This is a genomic window from Ottowia sp. VDI28, from assembly GCF_049532675.1.
GTDB lineage: Bacteria > Pseudomonadota > Gammaproteobacteria > Burkholderiales > Burkholderiaceae_C > Ottowia.
Genome location: NZ_CP149820.1, coordinates 4,222,475 through 4,246,104, shown reverse-complemented (window position 1 = coordinate 4,246,104; position 23,630 = coordinate 4,222,475). Strand labels below are relative to the sequence as shown.

At 61.7% G+C, this 23,630-nt stretch carries 24 protein-coding genes and 1 pseudogene; 17 read left to right on the top strand and 8 right to left on the bottom strand.

The window, feature by feature from the left end; all coding sequences use genetic code 11:
- Window positions 1–59 precede the first annotated feature (59 nt).
- From rpmI to WJU18_RS20180, 6 genes are all read left to right on the top strand, one after another.
- Window positions 60–263, top strand: a complete 204-nt coding sequence (rpmI, locus tag WJU18_RS20205) for a 50S ribosomal protein L35 (RefSeq protein WP_009517525.1) — start codon at window positions 60–62, stop codon at window positions 261–263.
- A 26-nt stretch (window positions 264–289) separates the two neighbouring features.
- Window positions 290–649 carry a 50S ribosomal protein L20 gene (rplT, locus tag WJU18_RS20200; protein ID WP_354442904.1) on the top strand — a complete coding sequence of 120 codons (360 nt, stop codon included), beginning with the start codon at window positions 290–292 and terminating at the stop codon, window positions 647–649.
- Window positions 650–763: 114 nt separating this feature from the next.
- Window positions 764–1,837, top strand: a complete 1,074-nt coding sequence (gene pheS, locus WJU18_RS20195) for a phenylalanine--tRNA ligase subunit alpha (protein ID WP_423455140.1) — start codon at window positions 764–766, stop codon at window positions 1,835–1,837.
- Window positions 1,838–1,979: 142 nt separating this feature from the next.
- Window positions 1,980–4,415 carry a phenylalanine--tRNA ligase subunit beta gene (pheT, locus tag WJU18_RS20190; protein WP_423455138.1) on the top strand — a complete coding sequence of 812 codons (2,436 nt, stop codon included), beginning with the start codon at window positions 1,980–1,982 and terminating at the stop codon, window positions 4,413–4,415.
- 41 nt (window positions 4,416–4,456) lie between these two features.
- Window positions 4,457–4,780 carry an integration host factor subunit alpha gene (locus tag WJU18_RS20185; protein ID WP_423455136.1) on the top strand — a complete coding sequence of 108 codons (324 nt, stop codon included), beginning with the start codon at window positions 4,457–4,459 and terminating at the stop codon, window positions 4,778–4,780.
- A gap of 130 nt (window positions 4,781–4,910) precedes the next feature.
- Entirely contained in the window at window positions 4,911–5,351 is a 441-nt protein-coding gene (locus WJU18_RS20180; protein WP_423455135.1) for a MerR family transcriptional regulator, read from the top strand.
- Between the two features lie 43 nt (window positions 5,352–5,394).
- Here the strand turns inward: WJU18_RS20180 and WJU18_RS20175 are convergent, their stop codons facing one another.
- Both WJU18_RS20175 and WJU18_RS20170 read right to left on the bottom strand, forming a co-directional pair.
- On the bottom strand, window positions 5,395–6,591 hold the full coding sequence (locus tag WJU18_RS20175) for a CaiB/BaiF CoA transferase family protein (protein WP_423455133.1): 1,197 nt from the start codon (window positions 6,589–6,591) through the stop codon (window positions 5,395–5,397).
- 5 nt (window positions 6,592–6,596) lie between these two features.
- A complete protein-coding gene (locus WJU18_RS20170; protein ID WP_423455132.1) occupies window positions 6,597–7,580 on the bottom strand; it encodes a Bug family tripartite tricarboxylate transporter substrate binding protein in 984 nt (327 codons plus the stop codon).
- 96 nt (window positions 7,581–7,676) lie between these two features.
- Here WJU18_RS20170 and WJU18_RS20165 point away from each other — a divergent pair, with 96 nt between their 5' ends.
- From WJU18_RS20165 to WJU18_RS20130, 8 genes and pseudogenes are all read left to right on the top strand, one after another.
- On the top strand, window positions 7,677–8,642 hold the full coding sequence (locus WJU18_RS20165) for a LysR family transcriptional regulator (protein ID WP_423455130.1): 966 nt from the start codon (window positions 7,677–7,679) through the stop codon (window positions 8,640–8,642).
- Between the two features lie 127 nt (window positions 8,643–8,769).
- Window positions 8,770–9,642, top strand: a complete 873-nt coding sequence (locus tag WJU18_RS20160; RefSeq protein WP_423455128.1) for a fumarate hydratase — start codon at window positions 8,770–8,772, stop codon at window positions 9,640–9,642.
- A 7-nt stretch (window positions 9,643–9,649) separates the two neighbouring features.
- Window positions 9,650–10,279 (top strand): fumarate hydratase C-terminal domain-containing protein, encoded by a 630-nt coding sequence (locus WJU18_RS20155; RefSeq protein ID WP_423455127.1) that lies wholly within the window; start codon window positions 9,650–9,652, stop codon window positions 10,277–10,279.
- Window positions 10,280–10,311: 32 nt separating this feature from the next.
- Window positions 10,312–11,289 carry a Bug family tripartite tricarboxylate transporter substrate binding protein gene (locus WJU18_RS20150; RefSeq protein ID WP_423455125.1) on the top strand — a complete coding sequence of 326 codons (978 nt, stop codon included), beginning with the start codon at window positions 10,312–10,314 and terminating at the stop codon, window positions 11,287–11,289.
- A 46-nt stretch (window positions 11,290–11,335) separates the two neighbouring features.
- Window positions 11,336–12,238 (top strand): annotated as a pseudogene (locus tag WJU18_RS20145) (amidohydrolase family protein); the annotation flags it as partial.
- Window positions 12,228–12,926 carry a flavin reductase family protein gene (locus WJU18_RS20140; RefSeq protein ID WP_423461053.1) on the top strand — a complete coding sequence of 233 codons (699 nt, stop codon included), beginning with the start codon at window positions 12,228–12,230 and terminating at the stop codon, window positions 12,924–12,926. The pseudogene WJU18_RS20145 and the gene WJU18_RS20140, both read left to right, overlap by 11 nt.
- Window positions 12,927–12,933: 7 nt before the next feature.
- Window positions 12,934–13,653 carry an HpcH/HpaI aldolase family protein gene (locus WJU18_RS20135; RefSeq protein ID WP_423455124.1) on the top strand — a complete coding sequence of 240 codons (720 nt, stop codon included), beginning with the start codon at window positions 12,934–12,936 and terminating at the stop codon, window positions 13,651–13,653.
- A gap of 13 nt (window positions 13,654–13,666) precedes the next feature.
- Window positions 13,667–14,527, top strand: coding sequence for a hypothetical protein (locus WJU18_RS20130; protein ID WP_423455123.1), 861 nt, complete (start codon window positions 13,667–13,669; stop codon window positions 14,525–14,527).
- A gap of 66 nt (window positions 14,528–14,593) precedes the next feature.
- Here the strand turns inward: WJU18_RS20130 and WJU18_RS20125 are convergent, their stop codons facing one another.
- From WJU18_RS20125 to WJU18_RS20110, 4 genes are all read right to left on the bottom strand, one after another.
- Window positions 14,594–15,361: a DNA-binding transcriptional regulator gene (locus WJU18_RS20125; RefSeq protein ID WP_423455122.1), complete on the bottom strand. Its 768-nt coding sequence runs from the start codon at window positions 15,359–15,361 to the stop codon at window positions 14,594–14,596.
- 144 nt (window positions 15,362–15,505) lie between these two features.
- Window positions 15,506–16,555, bottom strand: a complete 1,050-nt coding sequence (locus tag WJU18_RS20120) for a Bug family tripartite tricarboxylate transporter substrate binding protein (RefSeq protein WP_423455120.1) — start codon at window positions 16,553–16,555, stop codon at window positions 15,506–15,508.
- Window positions 16,556–16,678: 123 nt separating this feature from the next.
- Window positions 16,679–17,320 carry a 3-oxoacid CoA-transferase subunit B gene (locus WJU18_RS20115; protein WP_423455118.1) on the bottom strand — a complete coding sequence of 214 codons (642 nt, stop codon included), beginning with the start codon at window positions 17,318–17,320 and terminating at the stop codon, window positions 16,679–16,681.
- On the bottom strand, window positions 17,317–18,018 hold the full coding sequence (locus WJU18_RS20110; protein ID WP_423455117.1) for a 3-oxoacid CoA-transferase subunit A: 702 nt from the start codon (window positions 18,016–18,018) through the stop codon (window positions 17,317–17,319). The genes WJU18_RS20115 and WJU18_RS20110 overlap by 4 nt, the downstream gene beginning before the upstream one ends.
- 126 nt (window positions 18,019–18,144) lie before the next feature.
- On the opposite strand from WJU18_RS20110, the gene WJU18_RS20105 reads away from it, so the two are divergent.
- The 3 genes from WJU18_RS20105 (at window position 18,145) to WJU18_RS20095 (ending at window position 22,098) form a co-directional block, all read left to right on the top strand.
- Entirely contained in the window at window positions 18,145–18,942 is a 798-nt protein-coding gene (locus WJU18_RS20105) for an IclR family transcriptional regulator domain-containing protein (RefSeq protein ID WP_423455115.1), read from the top strand.
- A gap of 58 nt (window positions 18,943–19,000) precedes the next feature.
- The gene (locus WJU18_RS20100) at window positions 19,001–20,305 is read left to right on the top strand and encodes an NAD(P)/FAD-dependent oxidoreductase (protein WP_423455114.1); all 1,305 of its coding nucleotides are present in this window, start codon (window positions 19,001–19,003) and stop codon (window positions 20,303–20,305) included.
- A 149-nt stretch (window positions 20,306–20,454) separates the two neighbouring features.
- Complete coding sequence (locus tag WJU18_RS20095; RefSeq protein ID WP_423461052.1) at window positions 20,455–22,098, top strand: fatty acid--CoA ligase; 1,644 nt, start codon at window positions 20,455–20,457, stop codon at window positions 22,096–22,098.
- Between the two features lie 113 nt (window positions 22,099–22,211).
- On the opposite strand, the gene WJU18_RS20090 is transcribed toward WJU18_RS20095, so the two are convergent.
- Both WJU18_RS20090 and WJU18_RS20085 read right to left on the bottom strand, forming a co-directional pair.
- Window positions 22,212–22,613, bottom strand: coding sequence for a carboxymuconolactone decarboxylase family protein (locus tag WJU18_RS20090; protein WP_423455113.1), 402 nt, complete (start codon window positions 22,611–22,613; stop codon window positions 22,212–22,214).
- 10 nt (window positions 22,614–22,623) lie between these two features.
- Entirely contained in the window at window positions 22,624–23,598 is a 975-nt protein-coding gene (locus tag WJU18_RS20085) for a Bug family tripartite tricarboxylate transporter substrate binding protein (protein WP_423455112.1), read from the bottom strand.
- Window positions 23,599–23,630 lie beyond the last annotated feature (32 nt).

Below are 23,630 nucleotides of genomic sequence, written 5' to 3'. Positions count from 1 at the left end.
ACAAGGCTGCAAGCAGTTTGCAGACGCCTCACGAGCACAATTGAAGAGTGAGCATTCAAATGCCCAAAATGAAAACCAAGAGCAGCGCGAAGAAACGTTTTCGCGTTCGTCCCGGTGGTACCGTCAAGCGCGGTCAAGCCTTCAAGCGTCACATTCTGACCAAGAAGACCACCAAGAACAAACGCCACCTGCGTGGTGCGGTGAATGTGCATGAGACCAACATGGGTCACATGGCACAGATGCTGCCGTTCGCCGGCCTTTGATCAACTGACGAACAAGGAGAACATACATGCCTCGCGTCAAACGTGGTGTAACAGCCCGCGCTCGCCATAAGAAAGTCCTCGCCCTTGCAAAGGGTTTCCGCGGTCGCCGCGGTAACGTCTATCGCGTCGCCAAACAGGCGGTGATGAAGGCCGGTCAATACGCTTACCGTGACCGCCGTACCAAGAAGCGCGTGTTCCGTCAGTTGTGGATTGCCCGTATCAACGCCGCTGCGCGTGAATGCGGCATGACCTACAGCCAGTTTGCCAACGGTATCCGCAAGGCCGGCATCGAAATCGATCGCAAGGTTCTCGCTGACATCGCTGTGCATGACAAGGCGGCTTTTGCCGGCATCGTGGAGCAGGCCAAGGCCAAGCTGGCTGCCTGAAGACCTCTCTGCGAATAGGTTCCAGTAGCCTGTACCTGTTCGCAGATTGCCCAAGGGGTTGAGGCCAGACCGGCTTCAATCCCTTTTTCATTTCACCGTTGTATCCCGCTCGCCATGAATGCTCCCGTTTCCGCCGCCAATGAACTCGATACGCTGGTCGAAAGCGCACGCAAGGCCTTTGGCGAGGCTGGCACGCCCGCCGATCTGGAAAACGCGAAGGCGCTTTACCTGGGCAAGACTGGCCGCCTCACCGAACTGATGAAGGGGCTGGGGGCGCTTCCCGTGGAAGAGAAGAAAGCGCGCGGCGCCGCCATTAACGTGGCCAAACAGGCGGTGGAAGGCGCACTGAATGCCCGGCGCCAGGCCATGCAGGATGCAGATCTCGACCGCCAACTGCGCGCGGAAGCGTTGGATGTCACCTTGCCTGGCCGCCAGCGCGGCACCGGGGGGCTGCATCCCATCTCGCTGGCATGGGAGCGTATCGAAGCCATTTTCGGCAGCATGGGGTTCGACGTCGCCGACGGCCCCGAGATCGAGAGCGACTGGTTCAACTTCACCGCGCTCAACAACCCGCCGAACCACCCTGCGCGTTCGATGCAGGACACTTTCTACGTCGACATGAGCGATGCCGACGGCCAGCCCTATTGCCTGCGCACGCATACCAGCCCCATGCAGATCCGCTACGCGGCGGCGCACGCCAGGGCGAACGCGGAGCGCCTGGCGCGCGGCGAGATGAGCGAAATCCGCGTCATCGCACCGGGCCGCACCTACCGGGTCGACAACGACGCCACCCATTCGCCCATGTTTCATCAGGTTGAAGGCCTGTGGCTGGGCGAGAACGTGAGCTTCAAGGATCTGAAGGTCACGTATCTCAATTTCTGCAAGGCGTTCTTCGAAACCGACGATCTGATCCTGCGTTTCCGGCCGAGCTATTTCCCATTCACCGAGCCCAGCGCCGAGATCGATATCCAGTTCCAGAGCGGTCCCTTGGCCGGCAGATGGCTGGAAGTCTCCGGCTCCGGCCAGGTGCATCCCAAGGTGGTGCGCAACATGGGCCTTGATCCCGAGCGCTTCATCGGCTTCGCCTTCGGCTCCGGCATCGACCGGCTGGCCATGCTGCGGTACGGCGTGAACGATCTGCGCCTGTTCTTCGAAGGCGACGTGCGCTTCCTGCGCCAGTTCAGCTAGATTGTTTTGAGACCAATACTGACAAAAATGACCGTCATCCCCGCGCAGGCGGGGATCCAGTCCCGCCCTCGGAAAACCCCTGGATTCCCGCCTGCGCGGGAATGACGGGAAATGATCCGATCGGCTTTTACTGAGAGTTTTTATGCAGTTCCCTGAATCCTGGTTGCGCGAATTCTGCAATCCGCCCCTTTCCACCCAGCAATTGGCCGATGCCCTCACCATGGCCGGGCTGGAAGTCGAGGAAATCGGCGCCGTCGCGCCGCCGTTTTCCAAGATCGTGGTCGGCGAAATCAAACAAGCCGAACAGCACCCGAACGCCGATCGCCTGCGCGTATGCCAGGTCGATGCGGGGCAGGGCGCCTTGCTGAACATCGTTTGCGGCGCGCCGAATGCGCGTGTGGGTATCAAGGTGCCCTGCGCGCTGGTGGGGGCCGAGCTGCCTCCGGGCGACGACGGCAAGCCTTTCGTCATCAAGATGGGCAAGCTGCGTGGGGTGGAAAGCCAGGGCATGCTGTGCTCGGCGCGGGAGCTGAAGCTTTCCGAAGACCATGGCGGCCTTCTGGAACTGCCGGCCGATACCCCGGTGGGCGCCGACATCCGCCAGGTGCTGGCCCTCGATGAGGCTCTGTTCACGCTCAAGCTCACGCCCAACCTGGGCCATGCCCTCAGTGTGTATGGCATCGCCCGCGAGGTCTCCGCCATCACCGGCACCCCGCTGACCACGCCCGAATATCCGCCGGTGGCCGCGGGGTCGGCCGAGGTCCTGCCGATCAAGATCAGCGCCCCTGATCTGTGCGGACGCTTCTCGGGCCGCGTCATCCGCAACGTCAACACCAAGGCCGCCACGCCGCAGTGGATGGTCGATCGCCTCGCGCGCTGCGGCCAGCGCAGCGTGACCGCGCTGGTCGACATCTCCAACTACGTGATGTTCGAGTATGGCCGTCCCACGCATATCTTCGATCTCGACAAGATCCATGGCGGCCTCGACGTGCGCTGGGGCAAGGCCGGCGAACAGCTCAAGCTGCTGAACGGCAACACGGTCACGCTCGATGAAACCGTGGGCGTCATCGCCGACGAGCGCGAGGTCGAATCGCTGGCGGGCATCATGGGCGGCGATGCCACCGCCGTTTCCGACGATACGCAAAACGTCTATGTCGAAGCCGCATTCTGGTGGCCCGACGCCGTGGCAGGCCGCTCCCGCCGCTTCAATTTCAGTACCGATGCCGGGCACCGCTTCGAGCGTGGCGTCGATCCTGAGCTCACGGCGGCCCATATCGAGCGCATCAGCCAGCTCATCATCGATATCTGCGGCACACCAGGCACCGTGTGCGGCCCGGTGGACGATCAGCAGCCGAACATGCCCGCGCCGGAGCCTGTCACGCTGCGCGTGGCCCGCGCGGCCAAGGTGATCGGCATGCCGCTCACACAGGCGCAGTGCGCCCAAGCCCTTGGCCGCCTCGGCTTGCCGCTGAAGGAGGGCGAGGGCACAGTCACCGTCATGCCACCGGCCTACCGGTTCGATCTGCGCATAGAAGAAGATCTGATCGAGGAAGTCGCGCGCCTGATCGGCTACCAGCAGTTGCCGACCACCGCGCCGCTGGCACCCATTGTTCCTCGCGTCCGCTCGGAATCCAGGCGCGGTCCGTTCGCTGTGCGGCGCGCGCTGGCCGGGCTCGGTTATCTTGAAACCATCAATTTCAGCTTTGTGGAAGAGAGCTGGGAACGGGATCTGGCAGGCAACACGGACCCGATCCGTCTGCTCAACCCCATCGCCAGCCAGATGAGCGTCATGCGCTCATCCCTCATCGGCTCCCTGCTGCAGGTGGTCAAGCACAACACCAACCGCCGTGCCGACCGGGTACGTGCGTTCGAGATCGGCCGCGCTTTCATGCGCGATGCTTCGGTCAAGAGCACCGATACCACCGTGCAAGGCATCCGCCAGCCCTTGCGCGTGGCTGCGGTGGCCTATGGCGCCGCGAGCCGCCAAGGCTGGGGAGGCCGGCAGGTGCCAGTCGATTTCTATGACGTGAAAGGCGATGTCGAAGCGCTGCTGGCTCCCCGGCAGGCGAGTTTCGAGCCTGCTTCTCACCCGGCGCTGCACCCAGGCCGCTCGGCTGCGGTGCTGATCGACGGCAAGCCCATCGGCTTCGTGGGCGAGCTGCATCCGCGCTGGCGCCAGAGCTGGGAACTGCAGCAGGCGCCCGTTCTGTTCGAGCTGGATCTGGAAGCCGTGCTGGCCCGCGAGCTGCCGCAGGCCCAGGCCGTGTCGCGCCAGCAGCCAGCCGAGCGCGATCTGGCTGTGGTGGTCCGCGAGAGCGTGACGCACACCCAGCTCATGCAGGCCATCTGGAATGCCCCTACTGACGGACTGCTGCGCGATGCGGTACTGTTCGATATCTACCGTCCCAAGCCCGAAGCGGGATCGGCCGTTGGCCTGGAGGCGGGCGAGAAGAGCCTGGCTGTGCGGTTGACTCTGAACAGCACCGACGCCACGCTGACCGATGAACGCATCGAAGCCGTCACGCAATCGGTGATGAGTGCATTGCAAAGCCAATTGGGCGCACGGCTGAGAGCTTGACCGGTTTCGAAAAAGATATAAGAGAAAGGAGCGAGGACCTCATGGAACTTTCGGTAGAGAGCCTGGAAATATCGGCCCTGACGAAGGCCCAGCTTGCCGAAATGCTGTTTGAGCAGATCGGCCTGAACAAGCGCGAATCGAAGGACATGATCGACGCGTTTTTCGATCTGATCAGCCAGCGTTTGATTGCGGGAGAGGAAGTCAAGCTCTCGGGCTTCGGCAATTTCCAGATTCGCGTCAAGGCGCCGCGCCCTGGCCGCAATCCGCGCACGGGTGAGCTGATCCCCATCGAGGCCCGCCGCGTCATTACCTTCCATGCCAGCCAAAAGCTCAAGGAGCAAGTGCAATCTGACGCCGAGCAATAGCGCGGAGTGTGCCGGGGAGCCACGCTCTCCTGCACAAAGTCACATCTTCGGGATCGGTCTATAGCCAACCTGGCGAAACTTGCGCTACTCTTGCAGGTTCCACCGCGCAGCCTGCATACTCGTTTCCTACATGGAGAAACCGCTTCCTCCCATTCCGGCAAAGCGTTACTTCACTATTGGTGAAGTGGCGGAGCTGTGCGGCGTCAAGCCGCACGTGCTGCGTTACTGGGAACAGGAGTTCACGCAGTTGCGTCCCATGAAGCGGCGTGGCAACCGGCGCTATTACCAGCACCATGAGGTGCTGATGATCCGGCGCATCCGCAGCCTGCTGTACGACCAGGGGTTCACCATCAATGGCGCGCGCCACAAGCTGCAGGAGATTGCACAGAGCGAGCGCGAGCAAGCCAGGACGGGTGAAGCCAGGCTGTCTGACCTGGATGGGCTGGATTCCAATGTGTCAGCCGCGAGTCCGCTGGATCAGGACGACGCTCCGGAAGACGAGAGCGTGTCCGAGCAGATCCGCCAAGTGGAGCGGGAACTCAAAGAGATTCGGGATCTGCTGTCTGTGTAGAGCTCCTGGATCGTAAACGCGCTCTCAGAACGTGCTTACGATCTCAGGCTTTCTCGCGCAATTCCCGAAGCAGTTCTTCCGTGTGTTGCCCCAGCGACGGCGCGCCAGTCATCGGCGCCAGGTCTTCTCCAAGATTCTTGAATCCAATACCAGGCGTGCGCACCATGCGATCGCCCTGCGAGTAGCTGCGGATGGGCAGAGGCAGTTGTGAGCCGTCTTGCACTTCATCGAGGAATTCTCCCAGCTTGCGTACCCGTGCGGCGGGAACTCCCACCGCGTTCAGCTGCTGCTCCATGTCGCGGGCGGAGCGCTGGGCAAAAGCCGTATTGAACTGCTCGCGCAAATAGGGCAGATCGCGCGGCACCACGAACCCGCCTCCTGGTGCGTTGAAGGCCTCCAGATCAAGGGCATCGCCATTGTCGCAAAGATGCTCGAGACCCAGCACCGCCACCAGGCGGCGGAACTGGGACGGCGTGTTGGCCGCGGTGGACAGCCAGCCATCGTTGCAGCGGTAGGTATCCGCCGTAGGGCTGCCGGTGTAGCCGCGGTTGCCGACGCGCTGGGGTTCCACGCGCTGCGTCAGGAAGGCGCTCGCATTGGGGTACATCAAGGTCATTGAGGCCTGGACCATCGAGGCATCTATGCGCGCGCCGATACCATCGCGGGAGCGCTGGTGAAGGGCCGAGACGATGGACAGCGCTCCCAGCAGGCCCGCCGCCACGTCGATGACCGGAAAGCCCACCTTCAACGGCGGCGCATCCGGAGAATCGCCCGACATCATCATCATGCCGGTGAGAGCTTGAACCACGTGGTCGTAAGCCCCGCGTCCTGACCACTCCCCGCTTTGCCCGTAGCCTGAGATGGAGCAGTAGATGATGTCCGGCTTCACGGCCTTGATGCCTTCGTAGTCGAGACCGTACTTGGCAACCACACCCGGGCGGAAGTTCTCGATGAACACGTCGGCCGTGGCGGCCAGTGCCCGCACGGCTTCATGGCCTTCCGATTCCCGAATGTCGATCGCCAGCGATTTCTTGCCTGCGTTGAGCGTGACGAAACCGGTGGGCGTATCTCCCTCTCCAGGACCAGCCTTGCTGGCGCGCATCACATCGCCTCCAGCGGGCGTTTCGATCTTGATCACCTCGGCGCCAAGTTGCGCCAGGTAAAAGGATGCCATCGGCCCCGCGATCACGTGGGAAAGATCGAGAACGCGGATTCCGTCCAGAGGCAGCTTTGTTGTCATGTGTCTCAAGCTCCAGTCACGTTGCCTTTGCGGATGATTTCGGCCCACTTGCCGTTCTCCGCGTGCACAAAAGTCGAAAATGCCGCCGGGCTGGTGCTGGTTTCCACCTCGCTGCCGCCTTCCCGCGCCTTGGCTTGCAGGTCAGGCGACTTCAAGGCCGTATTGATGGCGGCGTGAATGCGGCTGATGATCTCCGGCGAAGTCTTGGCCGGCGCCCAGAGGCCTGACCACGACTCTTGTACGGTCAACGGGTCGTTGGCGAGTTCTTTCCAGGTCGGCACATCCGGCAGTTCGGCCAGCCTCTTGGAACTGGTCACCGCCAGCGCGCGCAGCTTGCCGCCCTTGACCTGAGGCACGGCAGTGCCAGCGGTCGGAAATGCGAACTGGGTATCGCCGCGCAGCAAGGATGCCGTGATTTCCACTGATCCCCGGAGGGGAATGTGCACGACCTGCAGTCCATTGAGTGCCCCGAAAGTCGACGCGGCCAGATGGGCGCCCGTGCCGACCCCGCCTGATCCATAGTTGAACTTGCCCGGAGCGGCCTTGGCGGCGGCGGCCAGTTGCGCTGCCGTTTTATAGGGTGAGTCGCTCGGCACTACAAGAATCGATGGCGAGGTGGACATCTTTCCCGCGAACGCGAAATCCTTCAGCGGATCGAAGCTGAGCGACGGCTGCAGCAACTTCAGGATCAGGTGGGTACTCGAGCCCATCAGTAGCGTATAGCCGTCCGCTGGCGCGGAGGCCACGAACTGGGCTGCCAGGACACCGGCCGCACCGACCTTGTTTTCCACGACGATGGGCTGACCCAGGGCTTCGCCGAGGGCAGGCGCCATTTGGCGCATCAGCACATCCGGGCCGCCACCTGCGGCGTAGGGAACGATCACGCGTACTGGGCGATTGGGGTAGGGCGACGCTGCCCAGGCAGATCGTGCCAAGCCCATCGGCAATGCCAGCGCGGATGCCGCCATGCAGAAATTCCGTCGGTTCATGTTGTCTCCTAAGTAAGGTTTATGCTCACTGTAGCCGTCTCATCCGATTCCTGGAACTGATAAATTTCTATTTACTGATAGCTATTGGTGATTGCTATGGATGTTTCCAACCTGCCTGATGCTGAAGATGAAGAGCGCCTGCGGCGTCTTGTGCTGCGGCTTCGCTTCCGCCACCTTCAACTGCTTGCCGCCTTGCGAAAAGCCGGAAGCCTGCACGCTGCGGCCGAGGTGTTGCACCTCACGCAGCCATCGCTCAGCAAGATGCTTCACGAAGTGGAGCAGGCCTTTGGCCAGCAACTCTTCGAGCGCGGCGCCCGCGGCCTCAAGCCCACGCGCTCCGGCGATCTGGCCATGCATGGCGCCGAGATGCTGCTGGGCGAACTTGACCGCGTTTCGCGCGAGCTGAGCGTGCACCCGCCCCAGATGTTGTTGCGCGTCGGTGCTCCGCCGTTCGTGGCGCACTCCTTGATGCCGCAGGTTCTGGCGGCCCTGAGAGGGTTGTCTGGCGATATACGGGTGGAACTGACGGAAGCCGGCGTGCCCAGCCTGCAGCGTGCCTTGCTGGACGGCAAGCTCGACGCGCTGGTCACCAGCTTTGCGAGCGACATGTCCGGGGCGGCTGGCTTGAAGTTCGAGCGCCTGTATCCCACCAGGGTGGCGGTCGTGGCTGCCGTATCGAACCCTCTGGTCGGCAAGCGCCAGATCAGCTGGGCCACGCTTGCCGAGCAGCCCTGGATTCTTCCGCCGCGCGACTCCCGGGTCCGGCGCTTTTTGGAAGACACGTTTGCTCAGACCGGCTATGTCACGCCAACGCCGCTGATTGAATCGTCAAACCCCATCACCAACCTGCGTTTCGTGGCGGCAGGCCTTGGCATCGCAGCTGTACCCCAGGAATGCCTGCGGCTGGTGGAAGCGCCCGAGGCGATTGCCAGCTTGCACCTCAGAAGAAGCCTGCCCGAAGGTACTCTCGCGCTCGTCTACCGGACAGACGGGGCTCACCCCAGGCTGAAATTCTTTCGCGAAGCCCTGATTCAGGCGGGCCGTCACCAGGCGGCCATTTGACGGAAATACTCGCCGCCAAGAATTTCACTCATTGAAAAGTAAGAAAACTCCCCTTGTGGCGACGGGGCTGTAGACGCATGATCCGGGCTGACAAGAACACGATTCCGTTCACCCGCGTACCACTTTCATGCCGATAGATAGCGCCACCATCAAGGCTGTCACCGCTGCTCTTTACGAGCGTTCGCTCAAGAAAATTCCTGACGATACGCGCGCCGTCCTGGCGCGGGCAGAGCAGACCGAAACCAACGATACCGCGCGCCGCACGTTCACCATGATGCTGGAAAGCGCGGACTCTGCCGCAGGCAAAGGGCAACTCGTCTGCAGCGACGTCGGTATTCCCACCTACAGTATCAAGATCGGTACACGCGTTCAGTTCTCGGGACCGGTGCGCCAGGCCATTACCGAAGGCTTCGCGGAGCTCGCCGCCAATATGAACCCGCCCATCCTCAAGATGGTCACGCATCCCCTGACGCATGAGCGCAGCTACGCCGGCAAGGATATTCCCATCGTCAGCTTCGACCTGATCGACGATGCAGACTATATGGACATCGTCTGCGCGCCCAAGGCCATGGGAACCGGCCGCTGGGAAGCGGTGGAGGCTTTTGTCTATCCCACCGAGGAAGACGTCGAAAAGTACGTGCTCGACGTGGTACTGCGCGCGGGCTCGCAACCATGCCTGCCCATCGTCGTGGGCGTGGGCATTGGGGGCACCTTCGATCAAGCCACACGCCTTGCCAAGGAGGCTGTATTGCGCCCGCACGCCAAGCCGCAACCAGATCCGCAACTGGCGCGCATGGAGAAACGCCTGCTGGACGCCATCAATGAGATGGGGTTTGGCGCCATGGGTACTGGTGGCGACACCAGCGCGATGGCGGTCAACGTCGACTATTCCGCCAGCCACGGGTTCGTGCCGGTCGCTGTGTGTTTCAACTGCTGGATCAATCGACGCACAGCGGCCCGAATCCACGGCGACGGGCGCGTGGAAATGTTGTACGAGTGAGCGCGCGATGAGCCGTTTGCATGAACTTCATCTTCCGCTTTCGCCAGCGCAGACGCGCGAGCTGCGCGAGTTACGTGTGGGCGATATGGTGACCATCACCGGATCTGTCACCGTCAGTATCGGCATTCCCACCCATAAGCGCATGGCTGAAGCTGCGCGGAGCGGTGCGGAATTGCCGGTGAATCTCAATGGCGGAGCTTTCTTTCACCTCAGCACCTACGTGCGCGAGCAAGAGGGCGTGTCTGTACCTCTGTACCTTAATCCGAGCACCAGCACGCGATACAACGCATGGATGCCCGAGATCGTGCGCGGTCTCGGCCCGCGGTTGGTGGGCGGCAAGGGGGGCCTGGACAGCAACAGCGTCGCTGCGCTGCGCGAATGCGGCTGCGTGTATCTGTCGTTCCTCGGCGGCGGAAGCCCCTTGCTCTCGCGTGCATTGAGGGGCGTGCGCAGTTCGCACTGGAACGAATACATCTCGCAATTCCGGCTGCTGACGCTGGATGTCGAAAGGCTTGGACCCGCCACTGTGTCCATCGATGCGAACGGCAACAGTGCTTATGACGACTTGAGCATCCAGGCCCGGGCGCGCCTGCCGGGCATTCTCGACCGCCTGCGGCAAGCACGCCAGAGCAGTTGAGCACTCATTTTTGCAAATTCAAGGAGAACCCTGTGCAACGTAGAACTTTCAAATTCGCCATTGCCGCGCTGCTCACCGGCCTTGCCGTCAGCACGTCGGCGCTGGCTCAAGGCGGCTGGCCGAACAAGCCCGTGCGAGTCATTGTTCCATTCCCCGCTGGAGGCAGTACCGATGTCGTGGCGCGCCTCATCGCCCAGGGCTTGTCCCAGAAACTCGGCCAGCAGTTCATTGTCGACAACCGGGCGGGCGCCGGCGGCAACATCGGTACCGACGCCGTGGCCAAGGCCGCGCCTGACGGCTACACGATCGGCCTGTCGACCTCGGGTCCGTTGGTGAACAACAAGTTCCTCTACAAGAGCATGGCGTTCGATGCCGACAAGGACCTTACCCCCATTGCGCTGGTGTGTGAAATCCCGCTGGTGATCGCGGGCAACACCAAGGTGCCGGCCAAAAACCTCAAGGAATTCCTGAAACTGGTCAAGGCCAACCCGCAAAACTACTCCATGGGGCAACCCGGCAACGGCACCATTGGCCATCTGGCGCTGGAGCAGCTTTCCATGGTCAGCGAAACCAAGTTCACCACGGTGCCCTACCGGGGCGACACCCCCGCCATGACGGATCTGCTGGGCGGCAGCATCCAGGCACTGTCCGCTCCGATCACGGCTTTCATTCCCAATCTGAGCGCAGGCAAGCTGAACGGCCTGGCCGTGACTTCCGCTGCCCGTTACCCAGGGCTGCCCAACATCCCCACCGCGAAAGAGCAAGGGATCGACATGGTCGCGACGGTGTGGTTCGCGATCGTCGGGCCCGCCGGCCTGCCGCCTGAAATCATCAAGACGCTCAATACGGAAGTCAACAATATTCTCGGCACGGTTCACGGCCGCGCTCAGCTTCAGCAATACGGTGCGGTCGCCAATACCGGTACGCCGGATCTGCTTCGCAAGATGATGAACGAAGACTCCAAGAAATGGCAGAAAGTGATCTCCACTGCCGGCGTCACTCTCAACTAACTCTTTACGGCTGTTCGGTTAACGGCCTTTCAATTCAGGACAGATCATGAGCCTTTCTTCCCGCCCGCTGATGTTTGACTCCCACGCCCATCTGGTGGCCGACGACCAGGCAGCCTACCCGCGCAATCCCATGCAGCGCGCAGCCAACGCGCCACCGCGCCTGCCCGGCGTGATCGGCAAACCCGGCGGCCACCATGGCCCCAATCCCATCAACGAAGTGCCTGACGTGTCCCGCATGCTCGTCTGGATGAAAGAGGAGAACATCGACGGCGCGGTGGCGGTGCAAAAGCGCATGATCTACCGCTACGACAATAGCTACATCCTCGATTCGTCGGACAAGCATCCGCAGACTTTCTCCGCGGTGGTCATCCTCGACGCCGAAGATCCAGGTACGGCGCCGCTGGTGCGCAGCTACATCGAAAAGCACGGCTTGGCTGGCGTGCGCCTGTTCGGCGGCCGCCAGCCCGATGGCAGCATGCCCTGGCTCAACTCGCCCATGGCGCTCAAGACTTGGGAAGTTGCCAATGAATACGGGCTGGTCATGGACCTGGAGGTGCTGGCGATTGGCGGCGGCGGTCCCTCCATTCCTGCGCTCATCGAGCTGTCGAAGCGGTACCCCAATGTGCGCATCGTGCTGGATCACCTGCTCGAACCCGAAATGGACGAGGGCGAGCACTTTGGCCTGGACGAGCGTTACGAGACGCTGTCTCCCATCCGGAACATCTCGTTCAAGTGGACCTCTATCAACCTCGACATCTGCCGTGAAATGGGCATCCCTGCTGACAAGGTGCTGCGCCGCGCGGTCGATCTATACGGAGCTGACCGCATCATGTGGGGCTCGGATATCGGCACATCTTCCGGTACCTACAAGGACATGGTGCAGCGCGCCATCGACTCCACGGCACTCCTGACCGAGGAGGAAAAGCGTGCGGTGTTCCATGACACCGGCCGCCGCGTGTTCGTCAAGGGGGCTGCGGCCGCAGCGCTTGAGAAGCCAGAGACCCGGTTTGATGTCCGATTCCAGCTTCACCACCCTGGACGCCACCACCATGGACACCGCCACGGCTTACCGGCTGCTGGTGGGGGCGGTGGTGCCGCGGCCCGTGGCTTGGATTACGACCCGCGGCAAGAACGGCGTGGTCAATGCCGCGCCTTTCAGTTCATACAACTACGTGGCTCACAGCCCTCCCATGGTGGCCGTCAACATCGGCAGCAGGGAGGGGCAGCTCAAGGACACGGCCCGCAACATCATGGAAACGGGCGAGTTTGTCGTCAACGTGGCCACGTTCGAGGGCATGGAGCTCATGCACGGCAGCGCCGCCGACTACCTTCCCGAAGAGAGCGAGGCCGAGGCCCTGGGCATCGATCTGATTCCCAGTGAACGCGTCGTTCCCCCGCGCGTTGCCATTTCTCCGATCCAGATGGAATGCCGGCTCGAACAAGCCATCACGCTGGGGCGCGGACTCAACACGCTCTACATCGGCGAAGTGCTGGTGTTCCACCTCTCATCCAGTGTGTACGACGGGCGCCACGTCGATAGCGTGAAGATGCGCCCCATCGCCCGGCTGGGCGGCCCTCTGTATGCGGAACTGGGCGAGGTGCACCACCGGCCCCAACTGCAAAAACCTCCCAAGTGAAATGACTATGTCCGCCAATTTCAAACTCGGCACTTTCGTCAAGACCGCATCGCCCCATATCATCGAAGTGCTCGGCACCACCAGGCTTGATTTCGTCTGCATTGATGCGGAACACGCGCCTTTTGACCGGGCCACGCTCGACCTCATGATCATGGCTGCGCGCACCACGCGGCTGCAAGCCTTCGTCCGCATTCCCGAGATCAACCCTGCGGTGGTGCTCTCGACACTGGATCTGGGTGCCACGGGCCTGCTGGTGCCGCACGTGGACAGCGCGCAACAGGCGCGTGAAGTCGTCTCCATGGCGCGCTACAAGGGTGGCCTGCGTGGCTACTCCGGCTCCCCGCGTTTCGCCGGCTACGGCAGCCTGGGCATGAAAGAAGCCCTTCGCATCGGCGACGAAGCCCAGGTCATCTGCCAGATCGAATCCGAGGCTGCCGTCAACGAGGCAGAGGCCATTGCCGCCGTGCCTGGTGTCGCTGGCTTGTTCGTGGGCCGGGCTGATCTCGCGCTCTCGATGGGCCTGGAGAATTCCCGGGACGAACGGGTGGCCGAGGCTACGCGCCACGTGCTCGCCGTCGCCCAGCGCGCCGGAAAAATCGCCGGCATGCATGTGGCCAACAACGCCGAGCGTGACGAATTCGCTGCTCAGGGGGCCGATTGGTTCGTGGTCTCATCTGATCAAACCCTGTTGCGCCAAGCCGCCCAGGCCATCGCGCACGCCGCCTGACGAGGAACTTGCCATGTCCTTACTGCCTTCCCAAATCGCCACTTACGCGCGCCATCATGAATATGCGCCGCGCGCGATCCCGGGCGACACGTGCCCCGGGTGGATCACCCGCGGCGCCAACTTCGTGGTCGTCGTCTCCCGCGTCTCGCCAGGAGACACCCTGCAGCGCGACAACATCGACGAATATGTGCTGGTCCTGCCGCCTGATGTGCCCGGTCTCTCGTTGCGTGTGCAAGCCGGTGCGGAGACCGTGCAGGCCGGTCCCGACAGCCTGACCATCGTGCCTCCGGGGCCCAGCACGCTGCACGTGGAAGGCACCGGTCTGGTCGCGCGCATTTTCTCCAGCGATGTGACGGATCTGCTGGAACTGGCCGACAACCACGCGACCTATGCGACGCCCAATCCTGAAGCCGCGCCGCTGGTCGCCTGGCCTGAGCCAGTGGGCGGATACAAGGTGCGCCACTACAAGTTGGCCGACTATGTCAGCGAGGGCAGCCAGTTGCGCGTGTTCCGCACCCGCAAGCTCATGGTGAACCCCCTGCTCAAGCGCCCGGTGCCGCGTGATGTCCACAAACTCAGCCCGCACAGCCATACGGATTTCGAGCAGGGCTCGCTCGCACTGAATGGCACCTACGTGCACCACCTTCGCTACCCCTGGGGCCCAGACATGACGCTCTGGCGCGCCGACGAAGCCGAGCAGATGGGCAGCCCCTCGCTGCTGGTGGTTCCGCCCAAAGCCATTCACACCAGCCGCAACATCGATGCACCTGGCGTGTTGCTGGACATCTTCGCACCTCCACGCTGGGATTTTTCCAGGAAGGGGCAGGTCTGCAATGGCGATGATTACCCCATGCCGCCTGAGCCTGCGGGCTGAGTGTCTGCCGCTCTGAATTGATCTTCGGCTTGTAGCGTGGGCATGAATGTCCACGCGCGTGCCTGGTCACAGATCAGCCAATCGCTTCCCGATAAGACGCGAGAGATCCTGCAGGGGCTCAAGATACCGCTTGACCGCCTGCTCGTCACTCACCGCCGAAGCGATCCAGGTCATCCCCAAGCTCGCAACCACGCGCCTTCCTTCCATCACCGGAACGGCCAGCGTGCGCGAGACCGGCCGTATCCCAGGTTCTCGCAACGCATAACCCTGCTGGCGTATCTTGCGCAGCGTAGCCAAGACAGCCTTGCGGTCATGAGCGATGGTGTCTTCCTCGTTGGCCGATAGTTTGAGAATGTCGAGCAAGGCCCGTCGTTCCTCGCCGGTACAGAACGCCAGATAGGCGCGGCCCAAGGCACGGCCCACGAGCGAAAGGCGCATATTGATGGTGGAGTGCAGCAGGGCCAGTGGCGAATTCGGAATGGTGCTGTAGCGCACGACCACTGCGTCATAGTCCAGCACCGCCAGGGCGAGCGGCCACTTGATCTGGCGCGTAAGGGCATCGGCGAGGGCGGAAGCCGCTTCCACGATGCGGGGTTCTCCGTGGTAGCCGGCAGAAAGCTGTTTGACGCCCGAAGCCAGACTGTAGGCGCCATACTGAGGCGCATGGGTCACAAGGCCCTTGTGCTGTAAGGTCTCCAGCAGGCGCACCAGGGTCGGCTTGGGGATGCTCGTCTGCTGATAGAGAAGCTCCAACGAGCATACCGGATAGCGGTTCAGAGCCATCAGAACGTCTATGGCGCGCTCAACCGAACGAATGGGAGCAAATGATGGCATGGCGAACGATATCCAAAGGTGCCGGCAGATCGGGCTGCACGGCATTTCCGGATAGCATACGCGCCTCGGGGCACCGAGGCTTTTTTCTCACCCAGGACGAAGAAGCGGAGCCGCTTCTCCCTTCAAAATCTGTGCGCGCAGCCCCTAACTGCCTGACAGATCCACCTTGGCGGCCACGTCTCCAAAGGCCTTGAGCTCCCTGGACAGGCGGGCGGAAAACTGCTTGGGTGTCACCGGCTGGGCCACAAAGTTGCCCTGGTTTTTGAGTGTCTGCTTGAACTCTGCCGACGCCATGGTGGCGTTGATGTCCGCGTTGATCTTGTTCACTATGTCATGAGGGGTGCCCGCCGGCGCAAACGTGCCGTGCCATGTGCTGACAAGAAAATCCTGAACGCCCGCTTCCGCAAACGTCGGAACCTCTTTCAGATCGGGTAGCCGCTGAGTGGCCGCGACTGCCAGAACGCGAAGGGTTCCTTGCTTGGCATGGGCCATGACCGAGCCAGGGGAGGGGAAAGACATATCCACCACGCCGCCGATCAAATCGGTCATACCCTGTGCCGCGCCTTTGTAGGGGACATGCAGCAGTTCGGTGTTGGTGCGCAGCTTGAATAGCTCTCCCGCCAGATGGGGGACTCCGCCGATGCCTTGGGATGCGTAGCTCAGAGGTTTGGGGCTCGACCGCATGGCGGCCAACAGCTCACCCACATTCCGGTAAGGCGAGCTCGCTTTCACCACAAGCACGTTGGGTACATCGACCAGAAGGGCAATGGGTTCGAACGACGTTTCCGGATCGTAGCGAAGCCCCTTCACAACGAACTTGTTGAACGTGTGGCTGGTCGAGGTGGCCAGCAGGGTATAGCCGTCGGGTTTGGCGGACGCTACATACGCCGCGGCGATGGTGCCATTGGCTCCTGGCCGGTTGTCTACGACTACAGGCTGCTTCCATCGTTGCGAAAGGTTCTGTGCCAGCAAGCGGGTCGACTGATCCAGGGCTCCGCCCGCTGTGTAGCCGACCACGACGGTGACGGGCTTGTTTGGATAGTCCAGGCTGGCAGACTGTGCGTGGGCTGGCACCCCTGCGAGCGCCGACAACGCGCCCGCAACCGCTGATCCGAGCGCCAGGCGGCGTGTCAGCGTGGGCGCCGTGTGGCGTGTCTCCAGTTGAACATTTTCCCTATGCGCTTTATCGTGCATGGATATGTTTCTCTATTGCTTGATGGGCGCAATGATAGAAGTGAATGCGCCATCAGCAGTCAACTAAATCTCAAGTTTTCATTAGTTGAAATATTCCATGCACTGATTTCTTGGAACAAGTCCTTACGCCTTGAGAGGCAAGCCGATGAGCTGCTCCAGCGCGGCGGGACTCAAACCTTCCACGGCATCGATCAGGCGCAGGCCATCCGGTGTGCATTCCAGCGTGGCCAGATCGGTATAGATGCGCTTGACGCAGCCAACGCCCGTCAGCGGATAGCTGCAGCGCTCGACCACCTTGCTCTGTCCCTGCTTGGTGAGCAGATCCATCATGACCCAGGTCTGCCGCGCGCCTACGGCCAGATCCATGGCGCCGCCCACGGCAGGAATGGCATCGGGCTCGCCGGTGCTCCAGTTGGCCAGATCGCCGGTGGCGGAAACCTGGAAGGCGCCCAGCACGCAGATGTCGATATGGCCTCCACGCATCATGCCGAAGCTGTCCGCATGATGAAAGTAGCTGCCGCCGGAGAGCAGTGTCACCGGCTGTTTGCCAGCGTTGATCAGATCGTAGTCTTCTTCGCCCGCGGCCGGGGCAGGGCCCATGCCCAGAATACCGTTTTCGCTATGCAGTACCACTTCCACGCCAGGCGGGAGATGGTTGGCAACCTGCGTGGGCATGCCGATACCCAGGTTCACGTAGGCGCCATCGTGGATGTCGCGTGCTACGCGTTGGGCCAGTTCGTTTTTGCTGCGTCGGGTGTAGTTCATGCTGCTGCCTTGAAGCCGCCGGCTTGGGTTTGGGTGCGCGCGATGCGCACGATTTGCTGGACGTAGATGCCCGGCGTGACGACGGTTTCCGGATCGAGCTCGCCCAGCTCCACGATCTCGTGCACGGTAGCCACTGTCTTGCGGGCCGCCATGGCCATCACCGGGCCGAAGTTGCGCGCGGCCTTGCGGTAGGTCAGGTTGCCCCAGCGATCCCCGCGCTCGGCCTTGATCAAGGCCACATCGCCTTGAATGGGGGCTTCCAGCACATAGCCTTTGCCATTGATCAGGCGAGTCTCCTTGCCTTTGGCGAGCTCCGTGCCGTAGCCCGTAGGGGTGAAGAAGCCGCCGATGCCAGCGCCGGCCGCCCGCAGGCGTTCCGCCAGGTTGCCTTGGGGCACCAGTTCGAGCTCCACCTGGCCGCTGCGATAGAGGCCATCGAACACATGGCTGTCTACCTGGCGCGGAAAGCTGCAAATGATCTTGCGCACGCGGCCTGCCTTGAGCAGCGCTGCCAACCCGGTGTCCCCGTTGCCCGCGTTGTTGTTGACCACGGTCAGCTCGCGTGCGCCTTGGGCTATGAGCCCATCGATCAGCTCACTGGGAATGCCCGAAGTGCCGAAACCTCCTATCAGTACCGTGGCGCCGTCGGGCGTGCCCGCCAGGGCGGCGCCGATGGAATCGGCAATCTTGTTGATCATGCGGTCTCCTGGTTTCAATACAGATTATTGGAAAAATGTTCGTATAAAGAACATTTGTTCATAATACGAATATTATAGAAGGCACGTCAACGTGCTCCTGCCTCTTTCTCTTTTTCAGAGTTCACCATGAATGCCCATGCCGATACCGCAGCCCCCCGCCCGGGCGACACCTATGTGCAATCCTTTGCACGGGGCTTGCAGGTGGTGCGCAGCTTCAGCGCCGAAGCGCCGCGGCAAACGCTGAGCGAAGTGGCGCAACGCGCAGGTCTCACGCGTGCGGGCGCGCGGCGCATCTTGCTGACATTGCAGACGCTGGGCTATGTGGAATCAGACGGCAAGTGGTTCCGCCTGACCCCGCGCATCCTCGATCTGGGCTTTGCCTATCTGTCATCCATGCCGATCTGGAACCTGGCAGAACCGGAGGTCGAGGCGTTAGTGGATCGCGTGAAGGAATCGAGTTCCATCGCAGTCCTGGATGGCACGGAGATCGTCTACGTGATGCGCGTGCCCACGCACAAGATCATGAAAATCTCCCTGGGCATCGGTTCGCGCCTGCCGGCCTTTTGTACATCCCTGGGCAGAGTCTTGCTGTCGGGGCTGGAGGACAGTGAAATCGTTCGCCGCCTGGAAGCCGCGCCGCGTACAGAACTCACGCGCCACACGGTGACTGATCCCGCCACGCTGCTGAGGCGCATTCAGCAGGTGCGCAAGCAGGGCTGGTGCGTGGTCAACCAGGAACTGGAAGAAGGGCTCATTTCCGTGGCGGCCCCGTTGTATGGCGTCGGCGGGCAGGTGACCGCCGCCCTCAACCTGAGCGGGCAGGCGAACCGGACAGACGCGCGTGCGATGCAGGAGCAGCTTTTGCCTCCCTTGCTTGAAACCGCTCAGACCATCAGCCAATTGCTTCGCCGCAAAGGTAACTAAAAGAGGCCTGCCCGGCTGCTATAAGTACGGATTGCTTTGACCACCTTGAGGACAGCAAATGGCAGGCAGCGAAAATATGGTCATCATCGGCGGCGGTGCCGGCGGTCTTGAGTTGGCGTGCAAGCTCGGAAGAAAACTGGGCCGTGAAAAGGTGATGCTCGTGGAGCGGAGCCTGAATCACATCTGGAAGCCCACGCTTCATGAGGTGGCCGCAGGCACATTGGATATCAACCAGGAGGGGTTGTCCTATTCAATGCTCGCGTACGAGAACAACTTCACTTTCGTCTATGGCGTGTTCTCGGCACTGGATCTCGCGAACGACGAAATCATCGTGTCGCCGCCAGATGGCGAGAGCGGCGGGATTGTCTACCCGGAACGCAGGATCAAGTTCTCCAGGCTCTGCATTGCCGTGGGAAGCACCTCCAACTACTACAACACCCCAGGCGCGGCCGAGCACACCATTTCGCTCAATACCACCGGCGATGCGGATCGCTTCCGGGTCGACATGATGAACCAGATGGTTCGCGCGGAATACGAGAAAGCAAGCGGAAAGCCAGGGAATATCGATGTGGTCATCATCGGCGGCGGCGCCACGGGGGTCGAGCTGGCGGCCGAGTTGCGCGAAGCGAGCGGCATCTACGCCAACTACGGCTTCACCCATCTGAAGCCCGATGAAGACATCAGGATCACCTTGCTGGAAGGCTCAGACCGCATTCTGGCTCCTTTGACCGAGAGGGTCTCCAAGGGCGCGACACACCTCTTGGCCAAGAGAAACGTCGAGGTGAAAACAGGCTGCCGTGTCAGCCAGATAGAAAAAGACCATCTGTTGGATGCCGATGGCAACCGCTACAGCTTCAATGTCTGCGTCTGGGCCGCAGGGATCAAGGCGCCTGGCTTTCTTGCCACCTTGGGGCTGCCGGTCAACAGGCTGGGACAACTGGAGGTCACGGACAGGCTGAATGTCAAGGGATACGATCACATCTACGCCATTGGCGATTGCGCCTCGTGCATACAGCCGGACGGAAAGCCTGTTCCTCCAAGAGCCCAATCCGCGCACCAGCAGGCAGACTATGTGTACAAGGCGATTCTCAGCATCACCCAAGGGAGGGAGCCCGCGAAGTCTCCCTACCTGTACAAGGACCATGGCTCCCTGGTGTCGATCGGCACACAAACCAGCGTCGGCAGCCTGATGGGTTCGTTGACCGGGGGCTCCTTGTTCATCGATGGCATCTTCGCCCGCTGGCTGTATATGAGCCTTCACCTCATGCACCACATGGCCATTCTGGGCTTCGTCCGGACCATGGGGCTGGCCATTGCCCGGGCTCTGGTGAAGCGAAGCACGGCGCTGGTCAAGCTGCACTGAGCCCCAAGGGTCTCAGTGTTTTCCAGGGGTGTCGTGAATTGAGAAAAATTTGGCGTAAAAAGAGAAATTGAAACTTGGCGGATTCGTATAGTCGAATCTGGATCCACGCGAGTTTCTTGAATGACTGATACGACAAATTCCGGGGGCTCCTGCTGGAGCCAACACCATCGGCCTACACCTATCCCTTGCTCATCAAGCAGCTTCTGCTCAGTTCGATGAGCCTGCACGGCGATCAGGAGATCACTTACCAGGGCCGCATGCGCTACCGGTACCGGGATTTCAACCGGCGCATTGCGCAACTGGCGAACATGCTGACTGATCTCGAGGTGCGCCCCGGCACCACGGTGGCCGTCATGGACTGGGACAGCCACCGCTACCTGGAGTCCTATTTCGGCGTGCCGATGATGGGGGCCACACTGTTCACGGTGAACGTCAGGCTCTCTCCGGCGCAGATTCTCTACACCCTGGCCGATGCAGACACCGGCGTGCTGTTGGTGCATACCGATTTTCTGCCCATCATTGAGCAGATCCGTGCGCAACTGCCGCTGCTGCGCCATATCGTGGTGCTCTCTGACGATGGAAGGGTGCCGGCGGGCGCCCTGGAGTTTGCCGGCGAGTACGAATCGCTCGTGGAAAAAGCCAGTGGCAGCTATGTGTTCCCTGAGCTTGACGAGAACACCAAGGCCGTGACCTTCTACACCACGGGCACCACGGGCGACCCCAAGGGCGTGTGCTACAGCCATCGCCATATCGTGCTGCACGCCATGGCGACGGCGTTGAGCGTGTGCTCACCGGGCGGATCTCAGCGCTTGTCCACAGCGGACGTCTATATGCCCATCACGCCTATGTTCCACGTCCTGGGCTGGGGTTTTCCGTACATCACGATCATGCTTGGGCTGCGCACCGTATTGCCGGGGCGCTACTTACCCGAAGTGCTGCTGAAGCTGCGGGCGACGGAGAAAGTCACGTTCTCGCACTGCGTGCCTACGATCTTGCAGATGTTGGTGAGCGGCGCCGAGAAGACCGGGCAAGACCTGTCCGGCTGGAAAGTCATCATTGGCGGATCCGCGTTGCCGCCGGGCTTGTGCGAAGCCGCCCTTGCCAAGGGAATGGATGTTTTTGCGGGCTACGGTATGTCGGAAACCGGGCCTGTCGTGTCGTTGGCGCTCACCCCCGTGGGTGGCGCGCCTGCCACCAAGGAAGAAGACCTGGCATTGCGCAGTTCCACGGGCCGGCCATCCCTGATGGTGGATTTCCGTGTGGTCGATGAAAACATGCAGGATGTGCCCCGCGATGGCGTGACACGCGGTGAAATCGTGTTGCGTTCGCCTGCGCTCACGCCTCTGTATTTCAAGAAACCCGAGGCTTCCGAAGAGCTATGGCGTGGCGGATATCTGCACACCCAGGACATCGCGGTGATGCGCCCCGATGGCGTGGTACAGATCGTGGATCGCCTCAAGGACGTGATCAAGACGGGCGGCGAGTGGGTGTCCTCCATCGAAGTGGAAGGACTGATCACTCAGGTCGCGGGCGTGCAGGAAGCCGCCGTGATTGGCGTGCCTGATGACAAATGGGGGGAACGTCCCCTGGCCTTTGTGGTCGCGAAAGAGGGTGTCAGCGCTGCAGCGGTGCGCAAGCATCTGCTTGCATTGGTGCAGGCCAAACGCTTGAGTGCCTATGCGGTGCCGGAGTTGGAGCGTATCCGCTTCGTCGGCGAAATTCCCAAGACCAGCGTGGGCAAGGTAGACAAGAAACAACTGCGCGCAGCGCCGCTCCAAGGCGTGCAAGCATGACCCTCGTCATTCCCGCCTGCGCGGGAATGACGAGGCGGGGCTCTTTGACACGCTCTTCAGTCGCGACGGCGTGTTGATCGCGGCTGAAGCTCTTCTTGCGATCCTGTATTGGGTCAATCCTTCGTCTGCGCTTCAAAGCGCGCGACTTCTTCCAGCAGCATAGGTGCTCCCATGCTGTTCGCATGAAGCCCCAATACGCTCACGCCCTGCAACACGGCTGCGATCTCTTCCTTCGTGGCACCGAGTTCCAGCGCGCGGCGGATATGCCGCCGCGTGCCTGGGCCATACATATGCGTGCACGAGGCATCGACCGCGATCGAGATGAATTCCCAGACCTTGGGTTCGATCAAACCCTTGGTCATCGGATGCATGGCCATATCGAGGAATTTCTCGGTCCATACCGGGTCCAGTTCGGTGAAGCTGTCCCATTCCGGATTCCAGTAGCCGCTGGCGCGCAGGCTATTGCTGATGGGCGTTGCCGCATCCTGGGTTTCAGTGTGCTTGGAGTTGCTCATGCTGGCTTGCTCAAGGTTTGTAGTTGATGGCGTTCAGCGCCTTGCCTGTACGTTCGTTGTCTTGCCGAAGCGCTGTTTCCAGCTCGGCCGAGGTTTGCGTGGTGCTGCCCACGTCCATTCCCAGCGCGGCGAGCTGGCTCTTCATGCTTGGCGAGGCGACGGCCTTGAGCAGTTCCTCACGCATCCGGTTGCGGATGCCCTGTGGCACATCGGGTGTCGACCAGACGGAAGTGCCCATGATCTGGCTGAGGTTGCCGTAGCCAGCTTCAGCGAGTGTGGGAACGTCGGGCAGATAGGGCGATCGTTTGGCGGAGGTGACGGCCAGCGGGCGCACCTTGCCGGACTGCGCCATGGGCAGCGTCGTGCCCATGCCGTCGAACATGAACTGTATCTGCCCGCCCATCAGATCGGTAAGTGCGGGCGGCGACCCCTTGTAGCCCACATGAACCATATCCAGGCCCGCGGCCTTGTTGAACTGCATGCCCTTGATGTGAGAGATCGTGCCAGGGCTGTAGGACGCATAGGAGGTTTTCCCCGGATGCGCCTTCACGTAGGCAATCAGCTCGGAAATGTTCTTGATCGGCAGACGCGGATCCGCGATCAGCACCAGGGGGACGCTGGCCACTTCAGCCACGGGCGCCAGATCCTTGAAGGGATCAAAGCGGAATTTGTAGCTGTAGGGGTTCTCAGTGACCAGCGAGTTGGGCGACAGCACGAAGGTATAACCATCGCGCGAGGCGCCCAGCATGGTTTCCACTGCCAGGATGCCGCCTGCGCCAGGCTTGTTGTCCACGATGACGGTCTGCTTGGTGTCCTGGCGTATGCTTTCCGCGACGGTGCGCGCGATCATGTCGGAGGCGCCGCCGGCCGGCGCCGGCACGACGATGCGAATGGCGCGGTTGGGCCAGGTGCCTTGCGCCAGAGCGTAAGTGCAGGGCAGGGCGGCGAGCAACGCCGTGACGCATGCGCGGCGTGTGAGGGTCATTCTGGGGGGCATTGTCTTCTCCGGCTTGGGGC